The 24,010-nt window shown below is 45.0% G+C and carries 17 protein-coding genes, 1 tRNA gene and 1 pseudogene; 14 read left to right on the top strand and 5 right to left on the bottom strand.

The genetic code is table 11. From position 1 onward, the window contains the following. The first annotated feature begins 82 nt into the window (after positions 1-82). The 4 genes from D0A34_22870 to D0A34_22855 all read left to right on the top strand — a co-directional run bounded on the left by D0A34_22870 (position 83) and on the right by D0A34_22855 (position 5,120). A complete protein-coding gene (locus D0A34_22870; GenBank protein ID UNU21307.1) occupies positions 83-2,497 on the top strand; it encodes a histidine kinase in 2,415 nt (804 codons plus the stop codon). Between the two features lie 490 nt (positions 2,498-2,987). Further along, positions 2,988-3,638: a hypothetical protein gene (locus tag D0A34_22865; GenBank protein ID UNU21306.1), complete on the top strand. Its 651-nt coding sequence runs from the start codon at positions 2,988-2,990 to the stop codon at positions 3,636-3,638. A gap of 166 nt (positions 3,639-3,804) precedes the next feature. Further along, entirely contained in the window at positions 3,805-4,032 is a 228-nt protein-coding gene (locus D0A34_22860; protein UNU21305.1) for a hypothetical protein, read from the top strand. A gap of 2 nt (positions 4,033-4,034) precedes the next feature. Further along, complete coding sequence (locus D0A34_22855; GenBank protein UNU21304.1) at positions 4,035-5,120, top strand: ATP-binding protein; 1,086 nt, start codon at positions 4,035-4,037, stop codon at positions 5,118-5,120. 163 nt (positions 5,121-5,283) lie between these two features. Here the strand turns inward: D0A34_22855 and D0A34_22850 are convergent. The 4 genes and pseudogenes from D0A34_22850 to D0A34_22835 form a co-directional block, all read right to left on the bottom strand. Beyond that, positions 5,284-5,499: pseudogene (locus D0A34_22850) on the bottom strand (HNH endonuclease). 161 nt (positions 5,500-5,660) lie between these two features. Then, positions 5,661-6,854 carry a glutathione S-transferase family protein gene (locus D0A34_22845; protein UNU21303.1) on the bottom strand — a complete coding sequence of 398 codons (1,194 nt, stop codon included), beginning with the start codon at positions 6,852-6,854 and terminating at the stop codon, positions 5,661-5,663. A 235-nt stretch (positions 6,855-7,089) separates the two neighbouring features. Beyond that, a complete protein-coding gene (locus tag D0A34_22840; GenBank protein ID UNU22425.1) occupies positions 7,090-7,917 on the bottom strand; it encodes a tetratricopeptide repeat protein in 828 nt (275 codons plus the stop codon). Between the two features lie 412 nt (positions 7,918-8,329). Next, a complete protein-coding gene (locus D0A34_22835; protein UNU21302.1) occupies positions 8,330-11,563 on the bottom strand; it encodes a hybrid sensor histidine kinase/response regulator in 3,234 nt (1,077 codons plus the stop codon). A gap of 396 nt (positions 11,564-11,959) precedes the next feature. Between D0A34_22835 and D0A34_22830 the strand changes: the two genes are divergently transcribed. The 7 genes from D0A34_22830 (at position 11,960) to D0A34_22800 (ending at position 19,191) form a co-directional block, all read left to right on the top strand. Next, a complete protein-coding gene (locus D0A34_22830; GenBank protein ID UNU21301.1) occupies positions 11,960-12,895 on the top strand; it encodes a circadian clock protein KaiA in 936 nt (311 codons plus the stop codon). A gap of 188 nt (positions 12,896-13,083) precedes the next feature. Then, positions 13,084-13,398, top strand: a complete 315-nt coding sequence (gene kaiB, locus D0A34_22825) for a circadian clock protein KaiB (GenBank protein UNU21300.1) — start codon at positions 13,084-13,086, stop codon at positions 13,396-13,398. 351 nt (positions 13,399-13,749) lie between these two features. Continuing rightward, positions 13,750-15,312 (top strand): circadian clock protein KaiC, encoded by a 1,563-nt coding sequence (kaiC, locus tag D0A34_22820; protein ID UNU21299.1) that lies wholly within the window; start codon positions 13,750-13,752, stop codon positions 15,310-15,312. A 610-nt stretch (positions 15,313-15,922) separates the two neighbouring features. Continuing rightward, entirely contained in the window at positions 15,923-16,159 is a 237-nt protein-coding gene (locus D0A34_22815; GenBank protein ID UNU21298.1) for a hypothetical protein, read from the top strand. A gap of 194 nt (positions 16,160-16,353) precedes the next feature. After that, on the top strand, positions 16,354-16,572 hold the full coding sequence (locus tag D0A34_22810; protein ID UNU21297.1) for an EAL domain-containing protein: 219 nt from the start codon (positions 16,354-16,356) through the stop codon (positions 16,570-16,572). Between the two features lie 181 nt (positions 16,573-16,753). Continuing rightward, the gene (locus D0A34_22805; GenBank protein UNU22424.1) at positions 16,754-17,569 is read left to right on the top strand and encodes an alpha/beta hydrolase; all 816 of its coding nucleotides are present in this window, start codon (positions 16,754-16,756) and stop codon (positions 17,567-17,569) included. A 14-nt stretch (positions 17,570-17,583) separates the two neighbouring features. Beyond that, positions 17,584-19,191: a diguanylate cyclase gene (locus D0A34_22800; GenBank protein ID UNU21296.1), complete on the top strand. Its 1,608-nt coding sequence runs from the start codon at positions 17,584-17,586 to the stop codon at positions 19,189-19,191. 72 nt (positions 19,192-19,263) lie between these two features. Here D0A34_22800 and D0A34_22795 read toward each other — a convergent pair. Then, positions 19,264-19,336 (bottom strand) — tRNA-Arg (locus D0A34_22795). 86 nt (positions 19,337-19,422) lie between these two features. On the opposite strand from D0A34_22795, the gene D0A34_22790 reads away from it, so the two are divergent. The 3 genes from D0A34_22790 (at position 19,423) to D0A34_22780 (ending at position 24,001) form a co-directional block, all read left to right on the top strand. Beyond that, on the top strand, positions 19,423-19,617 hold the full coding sequence (locus tag D0A34_22790) for a hypothetical protein (protein ID UNU21295.1): 195 nt from the start codon (positions 19,423-19,425) through the stop codon (positions 19,615-19,617). An 87-nt stretch (positions 19,618-19,704) separates the two neighbouring features. Next, positions 19,705-22,584: a response regulator gene (locus D0A34_22785; protein UNU21294.1), complete on the top strand. Its 2,880-nt coding sequence runs from the start codon at positions 19,705-19,707 to the stop codon at positions 22,582-22,584. Next, a complete protein-coding gene (locus D0A34_22780) occupies positions 22,565-24,001 on the top strand; it encodes a hybrid sensor histidine kinase/response regulator (protein ID UNU21293.1) in 1,437 nt (478 codons plus the stop codon). Before D0A34_22785 ends, D0A34_22780 begins: the two co-directional genes overlap by 20 nt. Positions 24,002-24,010 lie beyond the last annotated feature (9 nt).

Below are 24,010 nucleotides of genomic sequence, written 5' to 3'. Positions count from 1 at the left end.
ATATTATTGTTTTTTTGCGCTTATTTACTTATATTAGCCATAATTAATAGACATAAAATAAAAAAATCAGGGAAAATTTAGTATGACATCTGTGGATATTGAAAAAAAAGTCATGACAGAAGAAGAGGAGGCAAAGTTATGGGAAGCGTTCCAAGTATTTGACGCGGACGGGAGCGGTGCTATTTCATTAGAAGAACTCGGTCAAGTGATGCGATCGCTAGGCCAGAGTCCTAACGAAACCGAGCTGCGCGAGATGATCAAAGAAGTGGACGTAGACTTGTCGGGCAGTATCGATTTTGAGGAATTCAAAATGCTGATGATGTCCGAACAAGGCGATCGCCAGAGTCGTCTCAAAAGGTCATTTAGTGTATTTGATGAGGATGGTAGCGGTCAAATCACTAAAAACGAGATGCAGGATATGATGAGCCCGTTTGGGCTGACAGAGCCAGAGCTCGATGAGATTATCAAAGAGGCAGATCATGACGGCAATGCCTTAATTGACTTTGAGGAATTCTGCACACTCGTACCCGATGAGTCAGATATCACAACAGGAGATCAAGACTCGCCGATTCCCGTTGTCAGTGCACAGACAACCGAGATTTCAGATAGTACAGTGGCTGCGATCGAAAGTATAGCCACTGCTGTCAACGAGCCAGCTTCTGCCACTATTGAACCTCATCTACAAGAGCTACAAGAAGCACCCACCGATTGCAATCGAGAAATAGCGCGACTAAAAGAACTACTCGCCCAACACCCACAAGCTGATAAGAAGCGCGGTACATCCCGCTTGGAGATGCAGATTGGTTTGTTTCGTCTGATCCAGGGAGCAGCCTACCGCAGCTTCCGGGAGAGTTTTTCCGCCAACCACGAGACTCACCTGTGCGTGAGAAACTTGCCATACAGAATCGTTGATTTTGTGCGATTTGTCAGGAGTGCGATCGCGCTTTATAAAGGATTGGGTGTAGTAGAGTCGGCGTGCAACCCTCTACTGGATGCAGTAGTTAAATCGCTCGAAGATGAATATGGCCGACTAGAGCATCGCATCAAGAATTGGAAAACCATAGAAAAAACTCCTGAAATGTTGGCAGAAGAAAAAGCCATGTTGGAGGCGCGGGGTAAGTCGGCCACGGCCAAGGAGAAGTTTGGGGCGGCAGTCGAGTTGGCAATGACGATCAAAAAGGATAGTCTCAACTTGCGTGACATCGCGGAGGGTGTGCTTGCAATCAACGAACTCAACCGACTGCGAAACCTGGAGCTGAGTGAGAACATGGCGCCACCACCCAAATCCGAGGGAGATCCCAAGGAGTACCTGAAGAAGTGGAACCGCGTCATCGTCTCGGAGGCATTAGAGGAAATAGATGGTGCGATGATGCCAGTAGCCTATTGGTATGAAGACTTTATGCCGAAGTTGCTGGCTGCCTTCAGCGTCATTACCGCAGCAGACATCCCCTTCAACACGGTGCCTGATGAAGCAGCTTTAAACGAGTGGTACGAAGCGACTAAAACGTCAGGGGAATTTGGGCGCTATGGGGCGGATGTTGCAGAAAACTTTGCCAAATGCGCTCCAAAACAGCAACTGATGCTTCAACAGGCATGGCGCTTGACGCACCACTACCTCAATGGGATACAGAAACGGCGCGAAAGCTTAGAGTGTGGGCGCGAGTCTGGCGAACTCTCGCAATATGTGGCGTTTATCGATGTTTATATCGATCGCACTGAAGTAAAGAATTCACAAATGCGCGTCAGCTTTCCTTACTATATTGGCCCTGCGGTGTGGCGTTTCTTCCACACTACGGCTGAAATCGTCTCTACCAAGACCCCCGAACAGCAAAAAACTCTGGTGGCAATTTTCAAGGAATTCTTCAACCTGTTTGCCACTATGTATCCCTGCCCCTACTGCCGCCACCACCTCAACGCCTACGTCGTGCAGAATAAAGAGGTGGAAATGTACCCTCTGGAGTACCTCGTGCTTGGGCGCGACCCGCGTCTCAATAGCTTTGAGGTATCAATGGAGGCCAAGCTGTCCACCGTAGTAGATGGCGATTCCCTGCGCTTATTCTTCTGGAAGTTGCACAATACTGTCTCCTCATCAATTGCGCGATCGGAGGAGTGGTATCAAAAGGATGAGGAAGCATTCTACACCACCCGTTATTGGCCCAGCATTGAGTCTGAGCTAGCACGAGCCAAAGCCCTCAAACAAATCAGCATTGCCACCGATCGGATGTACCGCCTCTACACTATACTCAAGCCCGCAGCACGACTGACAGGGGTGAGAGCAATATTGCAAAAGCTGTTGGATAAGAGGGATGAGGAAGGCATCAAAGAGGTATGCTTAGTTGCCCAAGATTACATCCAGGAGTTGGACGAGGCGATCGTCACGGGACAATTCCTACAAGAGACATACTACTTTGACCCTGAGCTTGTGGATGAAGCTCCTGTCTTCACTCCTGAAGAAGAGGAGTTTGCTCGCAGCGGTGTGTTCGTCGAGGCTACTTGAATATCAGCAAGTAAAAACTTAAGTTTTTAAGCTTAACTCACATCTTGCACCCTTCTCAATTACTTGTTTAGGAACAGGCAAGATGCCTGTTCCACAAGAAAACTCATTCTTTGTGGAACGGGCATCTTGCCCGTTCTTGACAATGGTGCAAGATATCAGTTAACTTTTTACGCCTTCAAAGATATAGATAGCAATACTCCAGGAGTTCGGTACGGGAAAAACCGCGATCGTGTTATGGCAAACGCTTTCGTCGGTTATGGGGTAAACTGAGAATAGTCTCTTTTGTTGCTGCGCGATCGTCTTCGAGGGCTTCGCTAACGCACGACTCATATCAATTCCGGCTGCGCCGGAATGATATCAAATCCGCGCTTCATCGTCGGGCGTAAAGTCGAATCAAGCTGCCAAGAAATAATTCGCGCAATTTTCATTTTTTTGACTCACAGTCAACAGTCAACAGTCAACAGTCAACAAGCATTCCGGTGCAACCGGAATCGATATCATGCTTCTTGCGTATCCCAAAATTCCAGATAGTAAAAATTGCCCTAACGAACAATGTGTAGCTTTTGAGAAGTACGATGGCACTAATTTGCATTGGGTTTGGGAAGTTGAACTTGGTTGGTATGCTTTTGGTACGCGCCGCAGTAGATTTGATTTGGATGAGATGGGAATTGCACAATTTAATGCTGCACATCCAGGTTTAGAAGAAGCACCGGAAATATTTAAAAGAGACTTTGCTAGTCCCTTAGAGTCTATATTTCGAGAGAACGAACACTATCACTGCCCTGAAATTACTGTGTTTACAGAGTTTTTTGGTGCTAACTCGTTTGCGGGAAGGCACAAAAAGGACGATCGCAAACAACTGGTTCTTTTTGATGTGGAAACTGAGGGCGGTATGGTTGTTCCCGAGCGGTTTATTCAGGATTTTGGTAAATTAAATATTGCGCGAGTGATTTATCGCGGCAAACTGACGGGCAAGTTTATGGACGATCTTCGCAAGGGGAAATACGGTGTAGATGAAGGTGTTGTGTGCAAGGGAGGCCGCAATTCTAATAATCTGTGGATGGTGAAGATTAAGACTTATGCGTATATGCAGAGATTGCAGCAAGCTTTTAAGGATGATTGGGAAAATTACTGGGAGTAATATCAAATCTGAAGAGTAAGTTTTATCGGCTAGTTTTCTAATAGGTGCGTTGCAGCCAGGTAAGTATAGATTCGATCGGGTGGGGGTCTTGAGGTGAGAAAGTGGGAATGATGGGATGGGATGAGTCGGTGATGAGGCAGATTGTAGCGTCAAAGCGTGTGAGGGTATGCAGAAAAGTTTGGCTAAAATCTTGGGTAGCGACGATCGCGTTTTCGTAGAAGTTGTTGTAAGACAGTCGGACAATCGAGCGGTGATTGTTTACTATACCTCTGAAAAAGATACTTTAGATAATCCTAATGCAGAATTATGGATTTATAATGGGGTTAATGAACCAAGACATTTAAGTCTAGGCAAATTTATTAAAACAACAGGTATTAATAGGATTCGAGTTTAAACATGGATATTACAAATGAAGTAGCCCAAATAATTGGACAGGCAGAAAGCTCTACGCTTGAATATAAAGCGGTTTTGCCACCATCCAATAACATTGCTAAACTAATCAGTTCATTTGCTAATGCTGATGGTGGATACATAATTTTGGGCGTGTCAGAGGCTGGGCAAGGAAATATCGAAATCAACGGTTTAAGTGAAGAATTTCATGCCAACACAATTATTCATAAAGCATTAGATATTCTTTCACCCCAACCGCAGGTATATTATCAATACGTTGTATATAATGGCAAAAAGCTTTATGCAATAAAGATTGAAAAATCTGACATTTTAGTTGTTGTAGAAGATAAGATTTATAAGAGACTGGGCGCTCAAATTCTACTTTTAAATCCTAGTGAAATTCAATTAAAAGTGAACGGAGATTTAAGAATTAAAATTATAAATAAGCAGCTTGAAGAATATAAAAAAAAGGCAACAAATGCCAAGTGCAAGTTGATTGAACACTATCAAAGTATTTTAAAGATAATAGATGATCTTGCTCTGATGCTTTATCCAATAGATGCAAATAAGCCTACAATCAATCAAGAAGGGACAATACTTACAAGAATATTGTTTTCCTCCTTTGTGGATAACTTTGAAACATATTTGTCGGACTTGTTGTATGAGATTTTTCTAGCAAATCCGGCAACACTAAAATCTAAAAAGCAAGTTACTCTTGAAGAGGTTTTAAATTGTTCAGACATGGAAGAATTTGTAAAATATTGTGCCAAAGAAAAACTTGTGAAGTTGCAAAAAGGTAGTGTAAAAGGTTTTATAAAAGAAAATAAACAAATAAGCGATTTGGGTGTTCTTAATGAATCAAAACAAAATGAAATAGAGAAGATACTTCAAATAAGGCATTTGTATTCTCATAGAAACGGCTTTGTAGATGAAAAATTTCTTCAATATTTTGCTGGAAAATTTACTTTGAATTCAGAACATCAAATGTCTATAAGTGAGATTTGCGATAAGCTATATTATTTGGCTGAAATTACCGATCAGATTGATTCAGCAGCAACAGCTAAATATAAACTGGCACAGATTAATAAATGATTAAAAAATTTTTTCAAAATAGTTAGATTGTGTTTACCTCCGTTCTAACCCAAAAAGTAATCACTAACCATGAGCCCAAAAGTTAATTTAACACGCGATCGCCCCAAATTCATACCCACGATTCTGAAGCCATCTTGATTCTAACCTCAGTCAAAAGAAGTACCTACAAATCAGTATCTACGGGATTGATATCTTCCGCGGGAGGATGACGACCCCGTAATTCCTCTTGTGCCCGAATGACCAACATAGTTGACCGATTCAAATCAAGGGCTTGTACCGTTGCTCGACCGATCGCCCTTAACCCGATCGCTTCCACACCATTCCAAACAAAGTGAGTATTCCATCTCTGTTGACGAGGATTAAAAATATAGACAACCTCATCTTCAAGAGCGATCGCCAACTCCACCAGCCCAGTATCCTCCTCTTCAAACAGAACCGGATTAAAAATCACATCAACCTTTAGTTTCATCGATCGAGCAGATAGCAAGCTGATGAAGTAGAGCAGCAGCAACGCCGATTCCGTCTGATTCCGATCGCCCCCTACACAAAATTAGCCGGATCTTGATCTCGCCGATGCTTCAGCAGAATCGGAGAACCTTGACCATCACCCACCAAAGCCGCCGTTTCCTCCAACGCTTCCCTCAGCCGCTTGGCCGCGTAGATCGACATATCGCGGGGCACATTCACCCGATCGCGCAAATACCGCAAAGCCGCATCAGAACCAGCCGGCGGCGTACAAACTTCGCCAGTCATCATCAAAGTTAAAGCACAACGCAAAGCCTCATCGAATAACTTGTCATCAGCAGGATTGACTCGAACGATGTTGCGCTGGTGCTTAATGACGCGATGAAGTGCTTCAGCGCGGGAGGTTTCCGGTTCTGCATACATCACATCCGGGAGTCCAGCCCAAGGCCCATTATCCACGCGGGCTTTATTGAGTAGCATCTGAGGTTCGCCGTTTTCATAACACCCGCCCATCTGAGGTGGTAAATCGTGGACGTGGGTGTGAAAATCGCTCTGAGTGCCGCGATAGGTAGGGCGGGTTTCCATCGCCGCAAACCAGTCAGCAAAGCGCGGGTTTTCTTCCCGCATCGAGTAGCCTTTGTAGTAGTAAAGACTGGCATTCATCCGTTCGACGTAGGGCGTAAAGATGACATCCGCAGTGCCAAATTCATCGAGGAAATAAGGCCCCGGAGTGCTAGCCAAGGCTGCTTCTACCTGGGTGACGACGCTGATAAATTGGTTGCGGTTGTGCTGTTCTACTTTGGCTGAACTTGCTGGGTAGCACAGCCAAGAGCACCAGGCCCTAAACAGCAGTCGCTCTAATCGCCGCAGGGGTATTACTGCGGGGTTTTCCATGCCCAAACCCAAGGGGCCATAGACTCGTTCCAGGGCGATTAATATATCATCGCTTTCGGTGATGATGCGGCCGTCTAGTTCGATCGCCGGTAGCATTCCCGATGGCACTTTGCGCTTGTACCAGCTTTCTTTTTCCCCATAGCAGAACATAGTAACTTTCTCAATGCGGTAGGGGATTTGTTTTTCTTCCAGCCACAGCCAGATTTTTTGACAGTAGGGACACCAAGCATGGTTATCGCGGTACAGGGTGACTCGCACATCGGATTCGGTTTTACCGAAGAGGCGCAAGCGGGATTGAGCGTTGGTGGGGCCGTTTGTGCGATCGATTTGAAAGTCTGTGAGGGCTTCTAATTCTGTCCAGCTTAGAGGGGTCATGCGATTTTAGATTTTAGATTTTAGATTTTAGATTGGAGAATTGAAGACAGCGACTGCTTCGTGGCAATAATAGAACTTACGCACCAACTCTATCTGTAGGGTGCGCTGTGCGCGCACCTTACCCCTACCCATAGCGCATTCAACTATTTTTTGGTTTTAGTCCTGAATAAGATAGTTGGTTATCAGTTAAAAAAGGCTTTGAGGACTGAAGTCCTCACTAAAAACTTAACTACAATTAAGGCGACATTTGGGGAGGGGGTGGGGCCTCTTGAATTTTAGCCAGTGCTGCCTTCATTTCAGGAGTGGCTAGCAACTTTTGGGTATCTGCGATTAAACGATCGCCCCAGAGGTTTTCTTGGAGATATTCTACGGTAGCATAGCGTTTGTCGAGTTTCAGAGCTGCTTCTCCCATCGCTAAGCCTTTTGCTTTGTCGCCTTTGCCGTAGAGTGCTACTGCTAGAGCTAGCATTGATTCTGCTGCTTTGTTGTCGATCACGATCGCCTGTTCCCAGCGTTTGATGGCGCTATCAACATCTCCCATTTCGTATTTGACTAATCCGATATTGTTAATAGCAGGCCACAGATTTTTTTCTAAAGCAAAGGCTTTTTCGTATTGGGCGATCGCCTGATCAAACCGCTTCAGCTTATAAAAAGCATTGCCTAAATCAAATAATGCACCTGGAGTGTCTGGTTTTAACTTTAACCCTGCTTGCAAATATTCGACTGCTTTCTCGTAGTTCGCTTTCCGAAAGTGAGCTTCTCCCAAGACAAATTTAATTGAGGGATTTTCTGGCGACAGAGATTGAGCTTGCCCCAAAGCTTCAATACCTTTGTCAAACTGCTCGACTTGAAGGTACAAGCTGCCTAACAAAGTCCAAGTTTGAGCATTCTTGGGGGCTAACTGTGTGGCGAGTTCGGCTCTGGGTACGGCTAGTTGGTACTGCTGGAGTCTGGCTAGCTGGACGGCTTCTTCTGCAAGGCTCAAGGCTGTTTGTTCGAGTTGGGCCGAGTCGATTTGCAGGGTGTAAGGCAGGAGTGCCTGTGCGACAGCAGGCTCGGGCATTGCCCCCAAACCGAGTGCGAGTAGCAAAGATATTAAAGGAATGCGATTAGGCACTGTACAGCCCCAGAAAAAAATATAAGGGTTTCTCGATCGCCTATAATAACTCATATTTTTGAGTTTTGATATTGCTTCTTGACTCGCAACACTTTGGGGTTTTCATTTAAATATTTCTCAAATTATGTTTCCACTCAGGGTAGCCGTTTTTCTTCACTCTTGTATAGACGACTGAGAACCTCACTACAAATAGGCAAAATTATGAGTTATTACAAACTTGCACGAGTTAATAAATAACGCTTCGCGGTTTTCCGTTAAAGAATTCCAAAACTCTGTTTTCACTCAGAAATAAGAGTTGGTCTTTACAGGTTTAGAGAAAAGTGAATTCCTCACTACAAACCTGGTAAATTCTTCATTTTCAGGAACTTGAGTGAGTTAATAAAGTCTGTTGAATTCTGTCTAATAATTGTGCTGCCGATAAGGAAGAAGGCAAAATTTTGGCAGATACTTCTTGCAGTAGAAAGTCGATCGCCTCGGATTCCGAATTTACAGCAGACCGATAATCCCAGACTAAAATTGGCAGTTTTACTGCCATTTGGCGCAGGTTCGATAGCGCCTGCAACATAGCGGGGGATTCTGAGGGGGCATCTCGCAAACACAGCAAAACTAAGTCAACGCTTTGATATTGCAACTGCTGCAAAACTTCTGTCCAGCAGGAAGCGATCGACCCTCGAAATCCTGCGGTGTGGATGTACTGAATCAAAGCTTGAAAGTTAGGAGTAGAAAACTGAGAATTGGGGAGGGGAATCTCGGCATTTGTCGATAGATCGCAATGTTCCAATTCTCCCGTCGGGTTCCCCCCAGCAGTGCGGTGCAAATCGGGTAAAGTCGAAATGTCCGCTAATAAAATGCTGGGCTTCCAACTCATGCCAGCAGCAACTTGAATCACTTGCCACAAAGCACTTGGCATTAACCCGGTTGGTGAAGTTTCACTGTCGTCGGGACTGCTAGTGGCTAAACAGGGAAATACCGACAATCCTTTGACTTGATTTGCCAGTTGGGTAGTTGCGGGGTCTAAAGTCACCAAGGGGAGAGAACCCAAATTTCGAGATCGACTTAACTGTTCGATAAAAGCTAAGGGGTTTTGCAGTTGACTTGTACCGTCCAAAACGATCGCGTCGGGCCGCCAAATTCGTGCCACGAGTTCTGCTTGGCCGAGGTCGTCTGCTTCTAAAACCCGGCAGTAGTTGGGGTTGAGCAGTAAAGCGGAACCTTGAGAGGAACTGTTTTGCGGGCTGAGCCACAAAACGGTTAAAGAACTCCTCACTTTGGCGCTACTAGCATTACTTTTGCCGATCAAGTCGGTCAGCAGCAGCCGCAAAGCGGGTTCTTCCACTGGCAAGCTCAAAAAGCCTTCGGCTCGGTTGACACTGGCCCGTTCTTTTTCGCCTCTGGTTGCTGTGACGATGGCCGGAATCGATCGGGTATCCGGGTCACTCTTGAGCAGCGTCAGCACGTCCCAACCCGACAGCAGCGGCAGCAGCGGGTTGAGGAAAATCGCTTCGGGACTGAACCTGCGAGCTTTTTCCAGCGCTTCTGTGCCGGAACGGGCAACTATTACTTGGTAGCCCAAACCCGAGAGGACGTTGGTTAAATCTTCGATATATTTGGGAACTGCTTCGACTATTAATACTAAACGAGAGCGAGAATTGGCGATCAGAGTTGGATATGGGGTTTTTAATAATTCTTCCTCGGCGGCTCCTGGTGCCGGGACTTCTTCGCTGCTGTTTCCGGGAGGATTTGGTGGCAGCAACAGGGTAAATTGAGAGCCCTGGTTTTCTGAGGAAATAAACGAAACGTCTCCGCCGTGGAGCCGAGCTAGGCGTTGAGTCAGTACCAGCCCCAGTCCGGTTCCTTGAAAGCGCCGGGTGAGGGGGCTTTCTAGCTGTTGGAATTTCTGAAAGATTAGGTGCTGTTTGTCGGCGGGGATGCCGATGCCAGTGTCCCAAACAGTGAATGCGATCCAGCCTTCCCAAACCTTTACTTTCAATCCGATTTTGCCGCCGAGTTCGGTGAATTTTAGGGCATTGGAAAGGAGGTTAACCAGCATTTGCCGCAGCCGCAGTTCGTCGGCAATTAAGTGGCTCAGTCCCGGTTCTATTTCGAGTGTAAATTCTATTTGGGCGGATGGTTCTGCGTTTGCTGTACCGTCCGTTTTGCTCGGGGCGGGAGGGTTTTTTTCTTCTTGCTGTTGCAGTTGTTTTGCTTGTTCAAAAGCTCTTTGGCAGGTTGATGCTATTTCGACTGCTTCGGGAATTAGTTCTAGCTGCCCGGTTTCCATCCGGGTCAAGTCTAATATATCGTTAACAATTGTCATCAAATGCCGCCCGCTTTTATGGATTAGTTTGGCGTAGCGTGTTTGGCGGTCGTTGAGTTCTCCGATCAATTTATCTTTGAGGAGGCTGGACAAACCTAGGACGGCGGTGAGCGGGGTTTTTAGTTCGTGGCTGATGCAGGATAAAAATTCGTCTTTTAGTCGGTTGAGGTGGATTAAATCTGCGTTTTTCGCTGCTAGTTCTTTGGCGACTAAATGTTCTTCGGTGACATCTTGTCCCATTACTAAAATTAGCTGGCCTGAGAGCGGTTGTTTGACAAATTGCCAGATCCGTTCTTGCCCTTTTTGTACGGGGCACTCGCAAATGTAGGTGTCTGGTTTGCCGGCGGTGGGGCACCAAGCTGGAGCGGTTAAGGTTGAGGGCGAGGCAGCAGCGTACAGGGGCAGCGGGCAACTGGTGGCTGCGGTTGAATCGCGATCGTCCGATCTACTTGCTCCTACTAGGCTCCTGCATTCTTTGGTGATGGCCTCTAACTGCACGCTCTTGTATTCGCTTGTTAAATGGCTTGGTTTGCGGGGCGAGTGTTTACCCAAATTTGCTGCTGGTTCTGGAACTGGTTCTGGGCCTGATCCGAGCAAAATCCGCCAAGCTGCGTTTTGGCTGACTATTTGTGCGGTAGGGGTTTGCAATCTCAGGGGCAGGGGCAGTTTTTCCAACAGTTGGACTAGGGAGTTTAGGTTTTCCGAAGGTTTCAATCCTGCTTCTAGAAAGCGCACTTGAGCTTCTAGGACCGTGGCGATGGCTTCGCACACCGGCTTTAATTCGATTTCTTTGACGGCTGTGGCCGACTCTGTGAGGCTGCAGAGCGAGCTGCTGTTAAGTGCGGCGAATTGCAGCAGGCTCAGGCTGTCTAGCATTCCTAAAAATTGACCACTGGCATCTGTAAGGGCGATCGGGTTGTTTGATGAAATGCCGGCGGTTTGGCGGTTTGGTCGGGCTGGGGTGTTCTGTTCCTCTGTTTGCAGGTACTGCCAGAATTCGCTGACGCTCATAGTGGCGGGTAATGCCCTGACTGGTTCGATCGCGATCGGGCTTTCTGACAAAGGTTGCTGCCCGTCGTTTGTGCGATCGGTCGCGCGGGCCCAAAGGCTGCGGAGGTAAACTAATCCCACCGGCTGTAGCTGTTCGTTGACTACTGCGACTCGATCGCAGTTGCAGGATCTGAAAATTGACTGCAGCGATTCTAGCGCTGCTGTTTGGAGGCACAGCGGCACTGGCTCGATAAAATTTTTGATACTGGGGCTGGTGAGTGGCATAACAAACCTGAGAGTCTGCTCGCGAGAGCAGTAATATTTTTGATTCTCAATGTAGCTGCGGATTTGTGTATCTTATTTGTTTTATATCAGTTCTCTATCAGGCCCGGGAGCTGCACCGAGACCTGGGAGTTCGATGCCTACACCTGATTTGAGGCGACTAGCAATTATTTTAAGGCTTAAGCTTAATTGCAGAAATCACGCTCAGGGTGCTTGACACAAAAACCACGGAGTAAACTTTGATTCTTCCTCTGGTAGAAGCGCCTCACTTATTTTGCGGTTAAGATTGGTTAAAATAAATGTTGAGATGATTGTTAAAATGTTACGTTTTTTGTAAAGGAGATATCAACTCTGAGCGATCCAGCACTTTCAGGCAACTTAGGTGGTGCACCTACAGCTTTGCTTCCTAAACTTTCTATCGGTATTTTTGTCCGCTCTGAGGAAATCGCAGCCTCTGCGATTGAGCTTTTGAGGGGCGAACGCTATGCTTTAACGCACATTAAGTCGGCAGTGGAGTTTTTGGGGTTCCTTAAGCACAATTATCACCTTGATTGTTTGGTTTTGGAGGTGGATGGGGATCTGCGATCGCTTCTGGGCAAACTGCAAGAACGATCGCTCTTTTTGCCTGCTGTGATTTTTTCGCCTCACCTGCAGGTAGATGGCAGGCCCGAAGCACCATATTCAGATGGTTTTGAGGCCGTAGCCAGTACCGCAAACAAGAGTCAAGACGAAAGCTGTGCTTTTTTTTATCACCCTGGTGAGGTGCAACTGGCACTCGCTCGATCGAGCGAAATAGCTGCCGGTATCGATCGGGCGATCGCACAATTTCTGAAACTTTCAACTCCGGTTCCTGTCAATTACCAATCCGTAACAGTCGATGCGACAGCCCAATTGACTGCTCAAAGTTTGCTCAGCCGACAGCAGCGGCGGCTGGCGGAAAAATTACGGGAGCGATTAGGATACTTAGGTGTGTATTATAAAAGAAATTCCCAGATTTTTTTGAAAAATCTGTCGGGACCTGAGAAACAAAAGTTTTTGGATCAACTCAAGTCGAGTTATCGCGACATCCTTTTGAATTATTTTTCTCAAGATACTGCGGTCAACAATCAAATAGATGAATTTGTGAATTTGGCTTTTTTTGCTGACGTTCCCGTGACTCAAATTGTAGAAATTCACATGGAATTGATGGACGAGTTTGCTAAACAGCTAAAAATAGAAGGGCGTAGCGAGGAAATATTGCTCGATTACCGGTTGACTCTGATTGACGCGATCGCTCATATGTGCGAGATGTATCGGCGATCTATTCCGAAAGAAACCTCTCAAGGTAGAATGTAGAAGGGATTCGGCATAATTTAAGAAAGAAAAGGTAGAAGGTAGAATCTAACAAAAAAGAAAGGAGCCGACAAACGGCCGCGCGAGCGCGAGGCGGAAATTATTATAAAATAACAAAGAACAGCGGATTTAAGACAAATAACAACTACAACTAACATCTGGCAACTAATACTCAACATTTAAAAAAGTTCATGAGTCCTCTGAAGAAAACCTACGTTCTGAAGCTGTACGTTGCGGGCAATACTCCCAACTCAGTGCGAGCTTTGAAAACCCTAAAGGACATCCTAGAACAAGAATTTCAAGGAGTCTACGCGCTGAAAGTCATAGACGTTCTCAAAAATCCTCAGCTAGCAGAAGAGGACAAAATATTAGCAACCCCAACGCTGGCCAAAATCCTGCCGCCGCCGGTGCGAAAAATTATTGGCGATTTGTCCGATCGCGAGAAAGTTCTGATAGGATTAGATTTGCTCTATGAAGAACTTCGCGAAGAAGACCTGAATTCATAAGATAATCAGGTGAGAGTGAATCGATTTTAGATTTAAGACTTCGATTTGGCGTGAAACGTTCGGCGAGCGCTCAGTCGAAGCGTCGAGTCGCGCTCAGTCGAACGATTTTAGATTTTAGATTTTAGATTACTCAACAGATGAATCTGGGAGGTTGAACAAAAGTCTAAAATTTTTATCTTTCCACGACAGGAGTACGTGGCACGGTATCGGTTTTTTGGGGGGGTCATTAGTCAGCAGTCAGCAGTCATTAGTTATTGAGCAAGAGCCAAAACTAAAAGCTGGGTACAAAGACTCATGATTGGGGGTGAAGGAGTGACAACTAAAGAATACTGAGAGTTGACAAAAATCGACATGAATGAAATTAGTCAAACGGTTCAACGACAAGGATTGGGAACGGCAGGAGTTGAAAAAATTCGCACGATGATTGAGGGTTTCGATGACATCAGTCACGGCGGAATGCCGCTCGGCAGAACCACCCTAGTCAGTGGCACGTCAGGAACGGGAAAAACTTTATTTGCCGTACAATTTCTCTATAATGGAATTACCCATTTTGACGAAGCTGGAGTTTTCGTAACGTTTGAAGAATCTCCGGCAGATATTATTAAAAATGCTTGCAGTTTCGGTTGGGATCTGGCACAGTTAATCGAGGAAGGCAAGCTATTTATTTTGGACGCTTCCCCGGACCCGGAAGGTCAAGATATCGTAGGGAATTTTGATTTATCTGCTTTAATCGAGCGAATCCAGTACGCCATTCGCAAGTACAAAGCCAAGCGGGTTTCTATAGATTCAGTGACCGCCGTATTTCAGCAGTACGATGCTGCATCGGTGGTGCGCCGAGAAATTTTCCGCTTAGTTGCGCGCCTCAAACAAGTCGGAGCAACTACAGTTATGACGACGGAACGGGTGGAAGAATACGGCCCGGTGGCGCGGTTTGGAGTGGAAGAGTTTGTGTCGGATAATGTGGTGATTGTTCGCAACGTATTGGAAGGAGAACGCCGCCGCCGCACAATGGAAATTTTGAAGTTGCGGGGTACAACTCACATGAAGGGCGAATATCCTTTTACTATGACTAATGACGGAATTAATATTTTCCCATTGGGGGCGATGCGATTAACTCAAAAGTCTTCAAACGTGCGGGTTTCTTCCGGGGATAAAACTCTCGACGAGATGTGCGGTGGCGGTTTCTTCAAAGACTCGATTATTTTAGCTACGGGTGCAACGGGAACCGGCAAAACGCTGTTGGTGAGCAAGTTCTTGCAGAATGCTTGTATGAACGGAAATCGGGCGCTGCTGTTTGCCTATGAAGAGTCGCGTGCTCAGTTGTTCCGCAATGCTTATTCTTGGGGCATTGATTTTGAGGAAATGGAAGAGAAAGGACTGCTAAAGCTGCTGTGTACTTACCCGGAATCTGCAGGTTTGGAAGACCACTTGCAGACTATTAAATCAGAAATTGCTGAGTTCAAACCTTCTCGAATTGCTATAGACTCGCTGTCGGCCTTAGCTAGGGGTGTCAGCAATAATGCTTTCAGGCAATTTGTGATCGGAGTGACAGGTTTTGCGAAGCAGGAAGAAATAACCGGGTTTTTCACAAATACAAGCGACCAGTTTATGGGGGCTCATTCGATTACGGACTCGCATATTTCTACGATTACTGACACGATTATCATGCTGCAGTATGTAGAGATTCGAGGAGAAATGTCGCGGGCAATTAATGTGTTTAAGATGCGCGGTTCGTGGCACGACAAAGGAATCCGGGAATACACGATTACTGAAAGAGGGCCGCAAATTAAAGATTCGTTCCGTGGTTACGAACGGATTATCAGCGGTTCTCCGAGTCGGATTACGATTAATGAAAAGAGTGAGCTATCGCGGATTCTGCAGGGTGTGCAAGGCCAAGACGAGGAGGATATTTGAGATTTAGCAGTCATTCTTTATTAAAAGTAGGTTGGGTGGAGCTAGGAAACCCAACTTTTTTAATTTGAGGAGTTTGTGAAGATTTATAGCAACCGCGACAATGTTTTGGAGGTTCTTAATTGCTTAAATAGGAGCTTTTATTGCCTTCTGCATCAGCGCCTTCTGCTATAGCAATCCCACTAAATAGGTTTTGGTAAAAATCTAGAGGTAAGCTGTTGTCCCTATTGTATATTTCAATGACATCTCAAAAATTATAAAATCCTCTCTCTATCCGATTCTCGAACATAACAGAAAATCTTTCTGGCATAGCAGCTTAGTCCCGCGTCGTGCCTATCTCTACTACCCCTAGATGAGCGGAACCACGGGGAATTCCTGTACAAAAATATTAAAACTAATTTTATTATCAAAAATCCTTATTTACACCTCATCACCAGTATTGGCGTCTCCCTAGATCCACAAGATGAAATGAATTTTGATAGCTTGCTCAAAAATGCAGATATTTCCCTATATTACGTTAAGGGTTCGGCCCCAATACCTATAGTTTTTACACAGCGACAATACCTGGGGCCAAATCCAATACCCTGGCGATCGCAAATCTCTTGAATTGTGCTTGGAAAGCCAATATTTGCTGTATGATCAACCTCAGCTCCATTGGCAAACAGGTAGCCTTGCTGGTGTTAGAGTTATAGTAGGAGGGTATTCTCCTGAACTAGGTTGGATTCATCGCCATCGATGTATTCCCATCGCCGAAAAAACTGGATTGATTTTGCCCGAAGAGCAAATGGATTTTAGAGCAAGCTTGCTGGCAATATCAGCAGTGGCTAGCAGCAGGACTAATTCTTCCTAATATCGCGGTGAATCTGTCGGCACGTCAACTCTGCACGTCTACTCAGCCAACCGACTTTAATCGCTAAGAGCGATCGCATTGTTGAGCGCACCGATAAGAAGCCAAAATATCTATAGCTGGAGATTACGGGAACGGCAAGGATGCTTAATGTTGACATTACCTACAATCTTTTGAACCAATGATCGGAGCATAATATTAGGATTTATTTCGATGATTTTGCGACTGGCTATGCTGCTTTTAACAACCTAAAAAATTTTCCGGTGAAGTCGCTCAAAATTGATCGCTCAGTTGTGCGCGATTTAGCCAGCGCTACGATCGCTCGCGGAATTGCCCAACCCATAGTTGTAATCCCACATGGCTTAAATGTGAGCACAATTGCCGAAGGAATTGAAACCCCAGCGCAATTGCAATAGTTACAAGCGATCGCCTGTGAAATCGGGCAGGGTTATATTATGTTTAGCCAGCCTGTCAGTGCTGAGGTTGCCACTCAATTAATCCGACATCCTGAATTGTTGTCTACCAGTCTTTGGGATGAGCAATCCTCATAAAAGCGCGCAAAAGTCTTATAATCAATTTAATCCTCGTGTCGATCAAATGACTCAAAAAATTTTACGGCGGAATAATATAAAAGTGATTGGACAAGGCACCCAGACGATGATGTTTGCTCATGGATTTGGGTGCGATCAAAATATGTGGCGTTTCGTAACACCGGCTTTCGAGAAGGACTACAAAATCCTCCTATTTGATTATGTAGGTTCGGGACAGTCTGATATTAGTGCCTACAGTTATGAACGGTACAGCGACCTCAATGGCTATGTTCAGGATGTCCTCGATATCTGTGAAGAATTGGCGTTGACGGATGTGATTTTTGTCGGTCATTCTGTCAGCAGTATGATCGGCCTTGTGTCCTCAATTCAAGCTCCTAATTACTTTAATCGCCTGATTTTCGTAGGGCCTTCACCCTGCTACATCAATGATTTACCAAATTATTACGGAGGGTTTGAGCGCAAAGATATTGAGGATCTCCTCGATATCATGGATAAAAATTACCTTGGTTGGGCAAGCTTTATGGCGCCAATGGTGGTGCAGAATCAGGATCGTCCTGAGTTAAGTGAGGAACTTGAGGCAAGTTTTTGCTCCACCGATCCGGTGGTTGCAAGTCGCTTTGCCGAGGTGACTTTTTACTCTGACAATCGCAGTGATTTACCGAATGCCTCAGTACCTGCACTGATATTGCAATGTAGTGAGGACATGGTAGCTCCCACCGAGGTAGGGCATTATCTCCACCGCCACCTGCCTAAAAGTACGCTACGGCTGATGAAAGCTACGGGACATTGCCCGCACCTGAGTCATCCAGAAGAGACCATCGACCTGATTAAGGAGTATTTGAGTGAACCTCATACTACCTGATTTGTATGGCAAACATGACCTACCAGATAGACGAGCTACTCAACACGTCACCCTGTGGATTCCTCTCGTTTGCTGACGATGGTACGATCCTAATGGTCAACGCCACATTACTGCAATTACTCGGATACGAAACCGATGAACTGCGGGAACGGAAAATGGACTTTATTCTGCCAATGGCCAGCCGGATTTTTTTTCAAACCCATTTCTTCCCCCTGTTGAAGCTCGACGGTAAAGTAGAGGAAATTTACTTCTCATTAAGGTCAAAGCAGGGTAGTGATATACCTATGCTGATCAACGCTAGGCGTCGGGAGAAGGGAGGAAGCTTCGTCAACGATTGCATCTTGCTCTGTATCCGCCAGCGTATCCTGTACGAAGGTGAAATTATTAAAGCAAAAAAGGCAGCAGAGGCAGCTATTCTCGCCCAAAAGCAAGCGGAAATAGCTCTGCGGAAACAGTACGACAAGGCGATCTTACTTCAAGAAATTACTCAACACATTCGTCAATCTCTTGATTTGTCTACAATTTTTGAGATTGCTTCGCAGGAGATTCGCGTGTTTCTTGATGCCGAGCGCGTCGGCATATTTAAGTTCTCTCCTGACAGTAAATTTGGATATGGTGAGTTTGTTTCAGAATCCGTAGGCGAAGGATGTAAATTGGTAAGCAGAAATCAATTTAACGACCCGTGTGCTGGTGAACAATATCCTGATTCATATCAAGAAGGGAGAATCCAGGTAGTTCAAGATATAAATAAGATTGACCTTCAACACTGTTACCGCGCTCTTTGGAAACAATTTCCTGTTCTTGCTAATTTAGTTGCGCCCTTGCTCAATGGACAAGATTTGTGGGGGTTGTTATGTATTCATCAATGTTCTGCTCCTCGGCAGTGGGAAGAATTTGAAGTTGACCTTGTTAAACAGATTGCTAATCAGTTAGCGATCGCCATTAAACAAGCGGATATTTTTCAGAAGTTGCAGAAGGAATTGGCAGAAAGGCAGCAGGCCCAAGCGCGAATGAGAGAAATTAATCAACAACTTGCACTCTCTAACGAAGAACTAGCCCGGGCTACTCACCTCTTAGAACAAGTGGTCAATATTGATGGATTAACTCAAATTGCTAATCGCCGCTGTTTTAATGGCCGCTTAGAGCATGAATGGCAGCGGCTATACCGGGAACAAAAACCTATTTCTCTTTTGTTGTTTGATGTGGATTATTTCAAACGTTATAATGATTGCTACGGTCATCAAATGGGGGATGATTGTCTGTTCAAACTTGCTCAGACTGTGCAAGAGGTGGTGTACCGTCCGGCGGATTTGGTGGCGCGTTACGGCGGAGAAGAATTTGCCATCATTTTGCCTAATACTGATCTTGAAGGAGCGAGTTCGGTGGCCCAACGGATTCACGCTGCTATTAAAGCTTTACATATTCCTCACAAAACCTCTGATGTGAGCGATGTAGTTACTATTAGTATGGGTATCGCTAACTTGATTCCGATTTCGGAACTATCATCGGCTGACTTGATTGCGATCGCCGATCGTTCACTATACCGTGCCAAGCAACAGGGGCGCAATCAGTCCGCGATATGCGAGTACAGTGGCGATTCGATTTTTGATACTGACGCTTAAATCACAAAAATTGACACCGAGGACAAAAATTTGTCCCCAGTGTCTCAAAGTAAGTCATTCAATAAATTTAAATGAGCACGGAGGGATTTGAACCCCCGACCCTCAGGACCGGAACCTGATGCTCTATCCACTGAGCTACGTGCCCTCGACTGTTTACAGTATAACACGTCTTGCGGAAAATGGCGAGTGCCGATCGCAAATTTCCTGACCAGTCTCCAAACCGCTTGAGCCATGCGGGTTCAACTCGCCCGCGCGATCGAATATCAGGCTGTGCTCGAAGCCAGAGACTGCAACTTTTACCTAAATGGTAACAATAATACGACAATGGGTAAAATAATAGATTTTAATCGAGTAAACATTAGGTTCAGATTCGATCGGGGTCGAGCATCTACCACAGCTAAAATCGCCCGCATCAATTCCCCCTAGCTAAGCGGCAGTAAATAAATGGTGCTGCTATTAAGACCGGTTGTGCAAATACGGTTCTAGACTAAGTTCACCAAACCTCTCAATCTTATGGTTTCTAAACTTTTAGACAAATTACCCCTGCGAACTGTTCTCATAGTTCCATTTGTACTGCAAATCGTGGGAGCCGTGGGACTCGTAGGATATCTGTCTTTTAGAAACGGACAAAAAGCAGTTAATAACCTTGCCAGTCAGTTAATGAGCGAGGTGAGTTTGCGTGTCGAGCAAAACCTGCAAGTTTACCTGACAACTCCCCATCAAATCAATCAAAGCAAGCTGGATGCTGTCAAGCTCGGCTTGTTAAAAATGGAAAACTTATCAGCTTGGGAGAAATATCTTTGGCGACAAGTACAATTATATCCCTATATCAATTTTACCTCGGTTGGCAACGAGAAGGGAGATTATAGATCCGGTGAACAACTTTCTAACGGCTCCCGCACGATGAATGTGATAGAAAAATCTACTGGGTTAAATTTTTATTCTTACAACACGAACGAGCGAGGCGATCGCACTACTGTTGCCACCGTTGTCAAAAACTTTGATAATCGGCAAAATACTGCCTACAAAAAAGCCGTAAGAGTCGGTCAACCTACTTGGAGTTCGGTTTATATTTCCTTACTAGAGCCGACCTTAATTATCAGCGCTATCCAACCCGTATACAGCGACAAAAACAAGCTAGAAGGAGGATTATTTGCTGCTTTGCGTCTCGATCATCTTGGAATATTTCTCCACAGTCTCAAAGTCGGCAAGTCCGGTCAAACATTTATTATAGATCGCCAGGGGACTTTGTTAGCAACTTCCACCTCAGAAAAACCGTTTCGCACTAAAGGTAATGAAAGGCAATTGTTTAAAGTGGAAGAAAGCCGCAACCCTTTTACTCGCTCTACAGCTAAATATTTAACTGCACAGTATCAAAAATTACACCTAATTAAAAAATCGGAGTTATTGAGCTTTGAAATAAATCACAAGCGACAATTTTTAAAAGTCCTGCCGTTCCAAGATGGCAAAGGTTTAGACTGGCTGATTGTCGTAGTTGTTCCCGAAGCTGATTTCACCGCAGAAATCGATGCCAATACCCGCACAGCGGTTTTGCTTTGTTTCGCAGCTTTAGGAGTAGCTGTGGGGATTGGCATTCTGACTTCTCAGTGGGTGACAAATCCTATTTTGAGCTTAAATATAGCAGCAAAAAATATTGCTAAAGGTGAATGGGACACAACCGTAGAAAGTGAACGCTCCGACGAATTGGGGGAATTAGCCAAGTCATTTAACAGCATGGCTCAACAACTGCAACAATCTTTTGAAACTTTAGAACAGCGAGTGCAAGAGCGGACGGCAGAATTGGCTGTAGCTAAAGACAAAGCGGAAGTAGCGAATCAAGCTAAAAGCACATTTCTTGCTAACATGAGCCACGAATTGCGATCGCCTCTCAATGCAATTATGGGCTTTTCCCAACTGATGACTCGCAGCCAAACTCTATGCCCAGAACATCAAGAAAACATTAGCATAATTAGCAGCAGCGGAGAACACCTGCTCACCCTAATTAATAACGTGCTCGATTTATCTAAAATTGAATCCGGGCGCACCACCCTCAATCTCAAAAAATTTGACCTCTATCGCCTGCTAAACGACTTGGAAGATATGTTTGAACTCAAAGCAGATGACAAGCAGTTGCAGTTAGTTTTTGACCGCAGTCCAGAGGTGCCGCAATATGTAGAAGCCGACGAGGTAAAGTTGCGGCAAATCTTAATTAATCTGCTCAATAACTCTCTTAAATTTACCCATGAGGGGGGTGTAACCGTCAGAGTTAGCAAGCAGTCATTAGGTAGAATTCAGCAGGCAGAAGGGGAAAATTTTGCTCACTCCGAAGTATCACCAAATACAGAATTTTCAGCAAGTAATGGTCTTAAAATATCTCAACTAAGTCACTCGAAAAACCAGGTTATTGCCACGCAAAATGACGATTCAGCTTCTACCTCTTCCTTCTTCCTTCATTTTGAAGTTGAAGATACTGGTTGCGGTATTGCTACCAATGAATTAGACGCTCTTTTTGAACCTTTCGTGCAAACCAAGACAGGCAAAGATTCGCAAGAAGGTACAGGCTTGGGATTGCCAATCAGCCGCAAATTTGTGGAATTAATGGGCGGCCAAATGAGCGTCTCTTCTGCTGTGGGTAAGGGAACTAATTTTAAGTTTGACATTCAAGTTATTGCGGTCGATGCGGCTGATATTGAAAGCCCAAAACCCAGCCGGAATATTATTGCCCTAGTTCCCAACCAACACACCTATCGAATTTTGATAGTAGACGATAAACTGCTCAACCGCCAACTGTTAATTAAACTCCTCTATCCTCTGGGTTTTGAACTAAAAGAAGCTACTAACGGTCAAGAAGCTATTGAGATTTGGGATAGTTGGGAACCGCATCTAATTTGGATGGACATGAGAATGCCTGTGATGGACGGCTACGAAGCTACGCAATACATTAAAGGTACTATTAAAGGTCAAGCTACGGCGATTATTGCGCTGACTGCGAGCGTTTTGGAGGAAGAGCGGGCAGTTATTTTATCGGCGGGTTGCGATGCTTTTATGAGGAAGCCTTTCCGGGAAGCCGATATTTTTGATGCTATGCACAAACATATCGGAGTGCGCTATATTTATGAAGATCCGGGTCAAACTAATTTATCGGCAATCAAAGATGGCGCTCGCCCAATTACTGCGACTGATTTCGTGAAATTGCCTGAGTCGCTGGTAGCAGATTTAAAGCTGGCGATACTAAATGCAGATATGGATGTAATTGATAGCTCGATCGAGCAAATTCGATTAAAGGATGCAGTAACGGCTGGTGCGATCGCCAATTGTATAGAAAATTTCGAGTACGACAAAATTTTAAAGTTAATATCTCAAGCAATATCACATGAAGAACGACCTTGCTAGCACCGATCGCGGTAATATTTTAGTAGTTGACGACACGCCAGCTAATTTGCGACTACTAGCCGGAATTTTGAATGGCAAGGGCTATAAAGTCCGCCCCGTACCTAGCGGTGAGTTAGCCCTTTCGGCAGCAAAAGGTATGCCTCCCGATTTAATTTTGCTGGATATTATGATGCCCGAAATGAATGGGTATGAAGTTTGCGAAAAAATCAAAGCTGATGAACGCACTCGCGACATTCCGGTGATTTTTATTAGCGCGATTAATGACGTACTAGATAAGGTCAAAGCCTTTGCTGTGGGTGGGGTAGATTATATTACCAAGCCATTTCAGGTGGAAGAGGTTCTAGTGAGGGTAGAAACCCATTTAGCGATGTGTCTGTTGCAAAAAAAGCTCCAACAGAAAAACGATGAACTGACAGCCACTTTAGACCAACTGCAAGCTACTCAGAATCAATTAGTCCAATCGGAAAAAATGGCGGCATTAGGGCAACTGATTGCGGGCATTGCTCACGAAATTAATACGCCCTTGGGCGCGATTCGGTCGTCTATTGGAAATATTACCAGCTTTTTGGATAACAATCTCGAAAGTTTGCCAGTTTTTTTTAAAGAACTGTCTGCAGAACGCGAGCACGATTTCTTGCGTTTGATGTACAGTTCCAGCCAACAAACTTACTCTTTATCTACGCGAGAAAAACGGGGATTGAAAAAAACCGTGAAGCAGCAACTAGAGTCGGAAGAGATTGACAATGCTGACAGCCTTGCTAGCATTTTAGTCAATATCGGATTGCAGGGAAATTTGCAAGAATTCTTGCCGTTGCTCAAAGACCCGGACAGCGAAAATATTATAAAAACAGCCTACGACTTTGCTAGCATTCACAGAAGCGCCCGAACCATCGCTACCGCTACTGAACGCGCTGCCAAAGTCGTCTTTGCCCTGAAAAATTATGCGCGTTACGATGTAAATGGGGAAAAAATACAGGTGAATATTACGCATGGAATTGAAACTGTATTAACTCTTTATCAAAACCAAATCAAGCAGGGTGTGGAAGTCGTCAGAAACTATCAAGATCAATTGCCTGTGGTACTGTGTTATCCCGACGAACTCAATCAGGTTTGGACAAATTTAATTCATAATGCCTTACAAGCGATGGACAATCAAGGAACTTTAACAATTGACGCGGTACAGCAAGATACCAGCGTTTTGGTAAAAATTACTGACAGCGGTAAGGGGATGCAACCGGAGATTATTCCCAAAATTTTTCAGCCTTTTTTTACTACTAAACCTGCGGGAGAAGGCAGCGGGTTGGGATTGGATATTGTGAAAAAAATAATTGAAAAACATCAGGGTAAAATTGATGTCGAGTCGGCACCCGGTAATACAGTATTTAAAGTTTCTTTGCCGATTAATTTAACTGAGTAAGTAAAGCGT

The sequence above is a fragment of the Microcoleus vaginatus PCC 9802 genome (genome assembly GCA_022701275.1).
Classification (GTDB): domain Bacteria; phylum Cyanobacteriota; class Cyanobacteriia; order Cyanobacteriales; family Microcoleaceae; genus Microcoleus; species Microcoleus vaginatus_A.
The sequence above is the reverse complement of the archived record's forward strand: the minus strand, read 5'-3'. Positions and strand labels throughout refer to the sequence as shown.

Excerpts from the sequence above, each read along its gene's own strand:
- D0A34_22870 (UNU21307.1), top strand. The coding sequence starts at position 83 with ATGACATCTGTGGATATTGAAAAAAAAGTCATGACAGAAGAAGAGGAG.
- D0A34_22860 (UNU21305.1), top strand. The coding sequence starts at position 3,805 with ATGCAGAAAAGTTTGGCTAAAATCTTGGGTAGCGACGATCGCGTTTTC.
- D0A34_22855 (UNU21304.1), top strand. The coding sequence starts at position 4,035 with ATGGATATTACAAATGAAGTAGCCCAAATAATTGGACAGGCAGAAAGC.
- D0A34_22845 (UNU21303.1), bottom strand. The coding sequence starts at position 6,854 with ATGACCCCTCTAAGCTGGACAGAATTAGAAGCCCTCACAGACTTTCAA.
- D0A34_22840 (UNU22425.1), bottom strand. The coding sequence starts at position 7,917 with ATGCCCGAGCCTGCTGTCGCACAGGCACTCCTGCCTTACACCCTGCAA.
- D0A34_22835 (UNU21302.1), bottom strand. The coding sequence starts at position 11,563 with ATGCCACTCACCAGCCCCAGTATCAAAAATTTTATCGAGCCAGTGCCG.
- kaiB (UNU21300.1), top strand. The coding sequence starts at position 13,084 with ATGAGTCCTCTGAAGAAAACCTACGTTCTGAAGCTGTACGTTGCGGGC.
- kaiC (UNU21299.1), top strand. The coding sequence starts at position 13,750 with ATGAATGAAATTAGTCAAACGGTTCAACGACAAGGATTGGGAACGGCA.
- D0A34_22805 (UNU22424.1), top strand. The coding sequence starts at position 16,754 with ATGACTCAAAAAATTTTACGGCGGAATAATATAAAAGTGATTGGACAA.
- D0A34_22800 (UNU21296.1), top strand. The coding sequence starts at position 17,584 with ATGACCTACCAGATAGACGAGCTACTCAACACGTCACCCTGTGGATTC.
- D0A34_22790 (UNU21295.1), top strand. The coding sequence starts at position 19,423 with ATGCGGGTTCAACTCGCCCGCGCGATCGAATATCAGGCTGTGCTCGAA.
- D0A34_22785 (UNU21294.1), top strand. The coding sequence starts at position 19,705 with ATGGTTTCTAAACTTTTAGACAAATTACCCCTGCGAACTGTTCTCATA.
- D0A34_22780 (UNU21293.1), top strand. The coding sequence starts at position 22,565 with ATGAAGAACGACCTTGCTAGCACCGATCGCGGTAATATTTTAGTAGTT.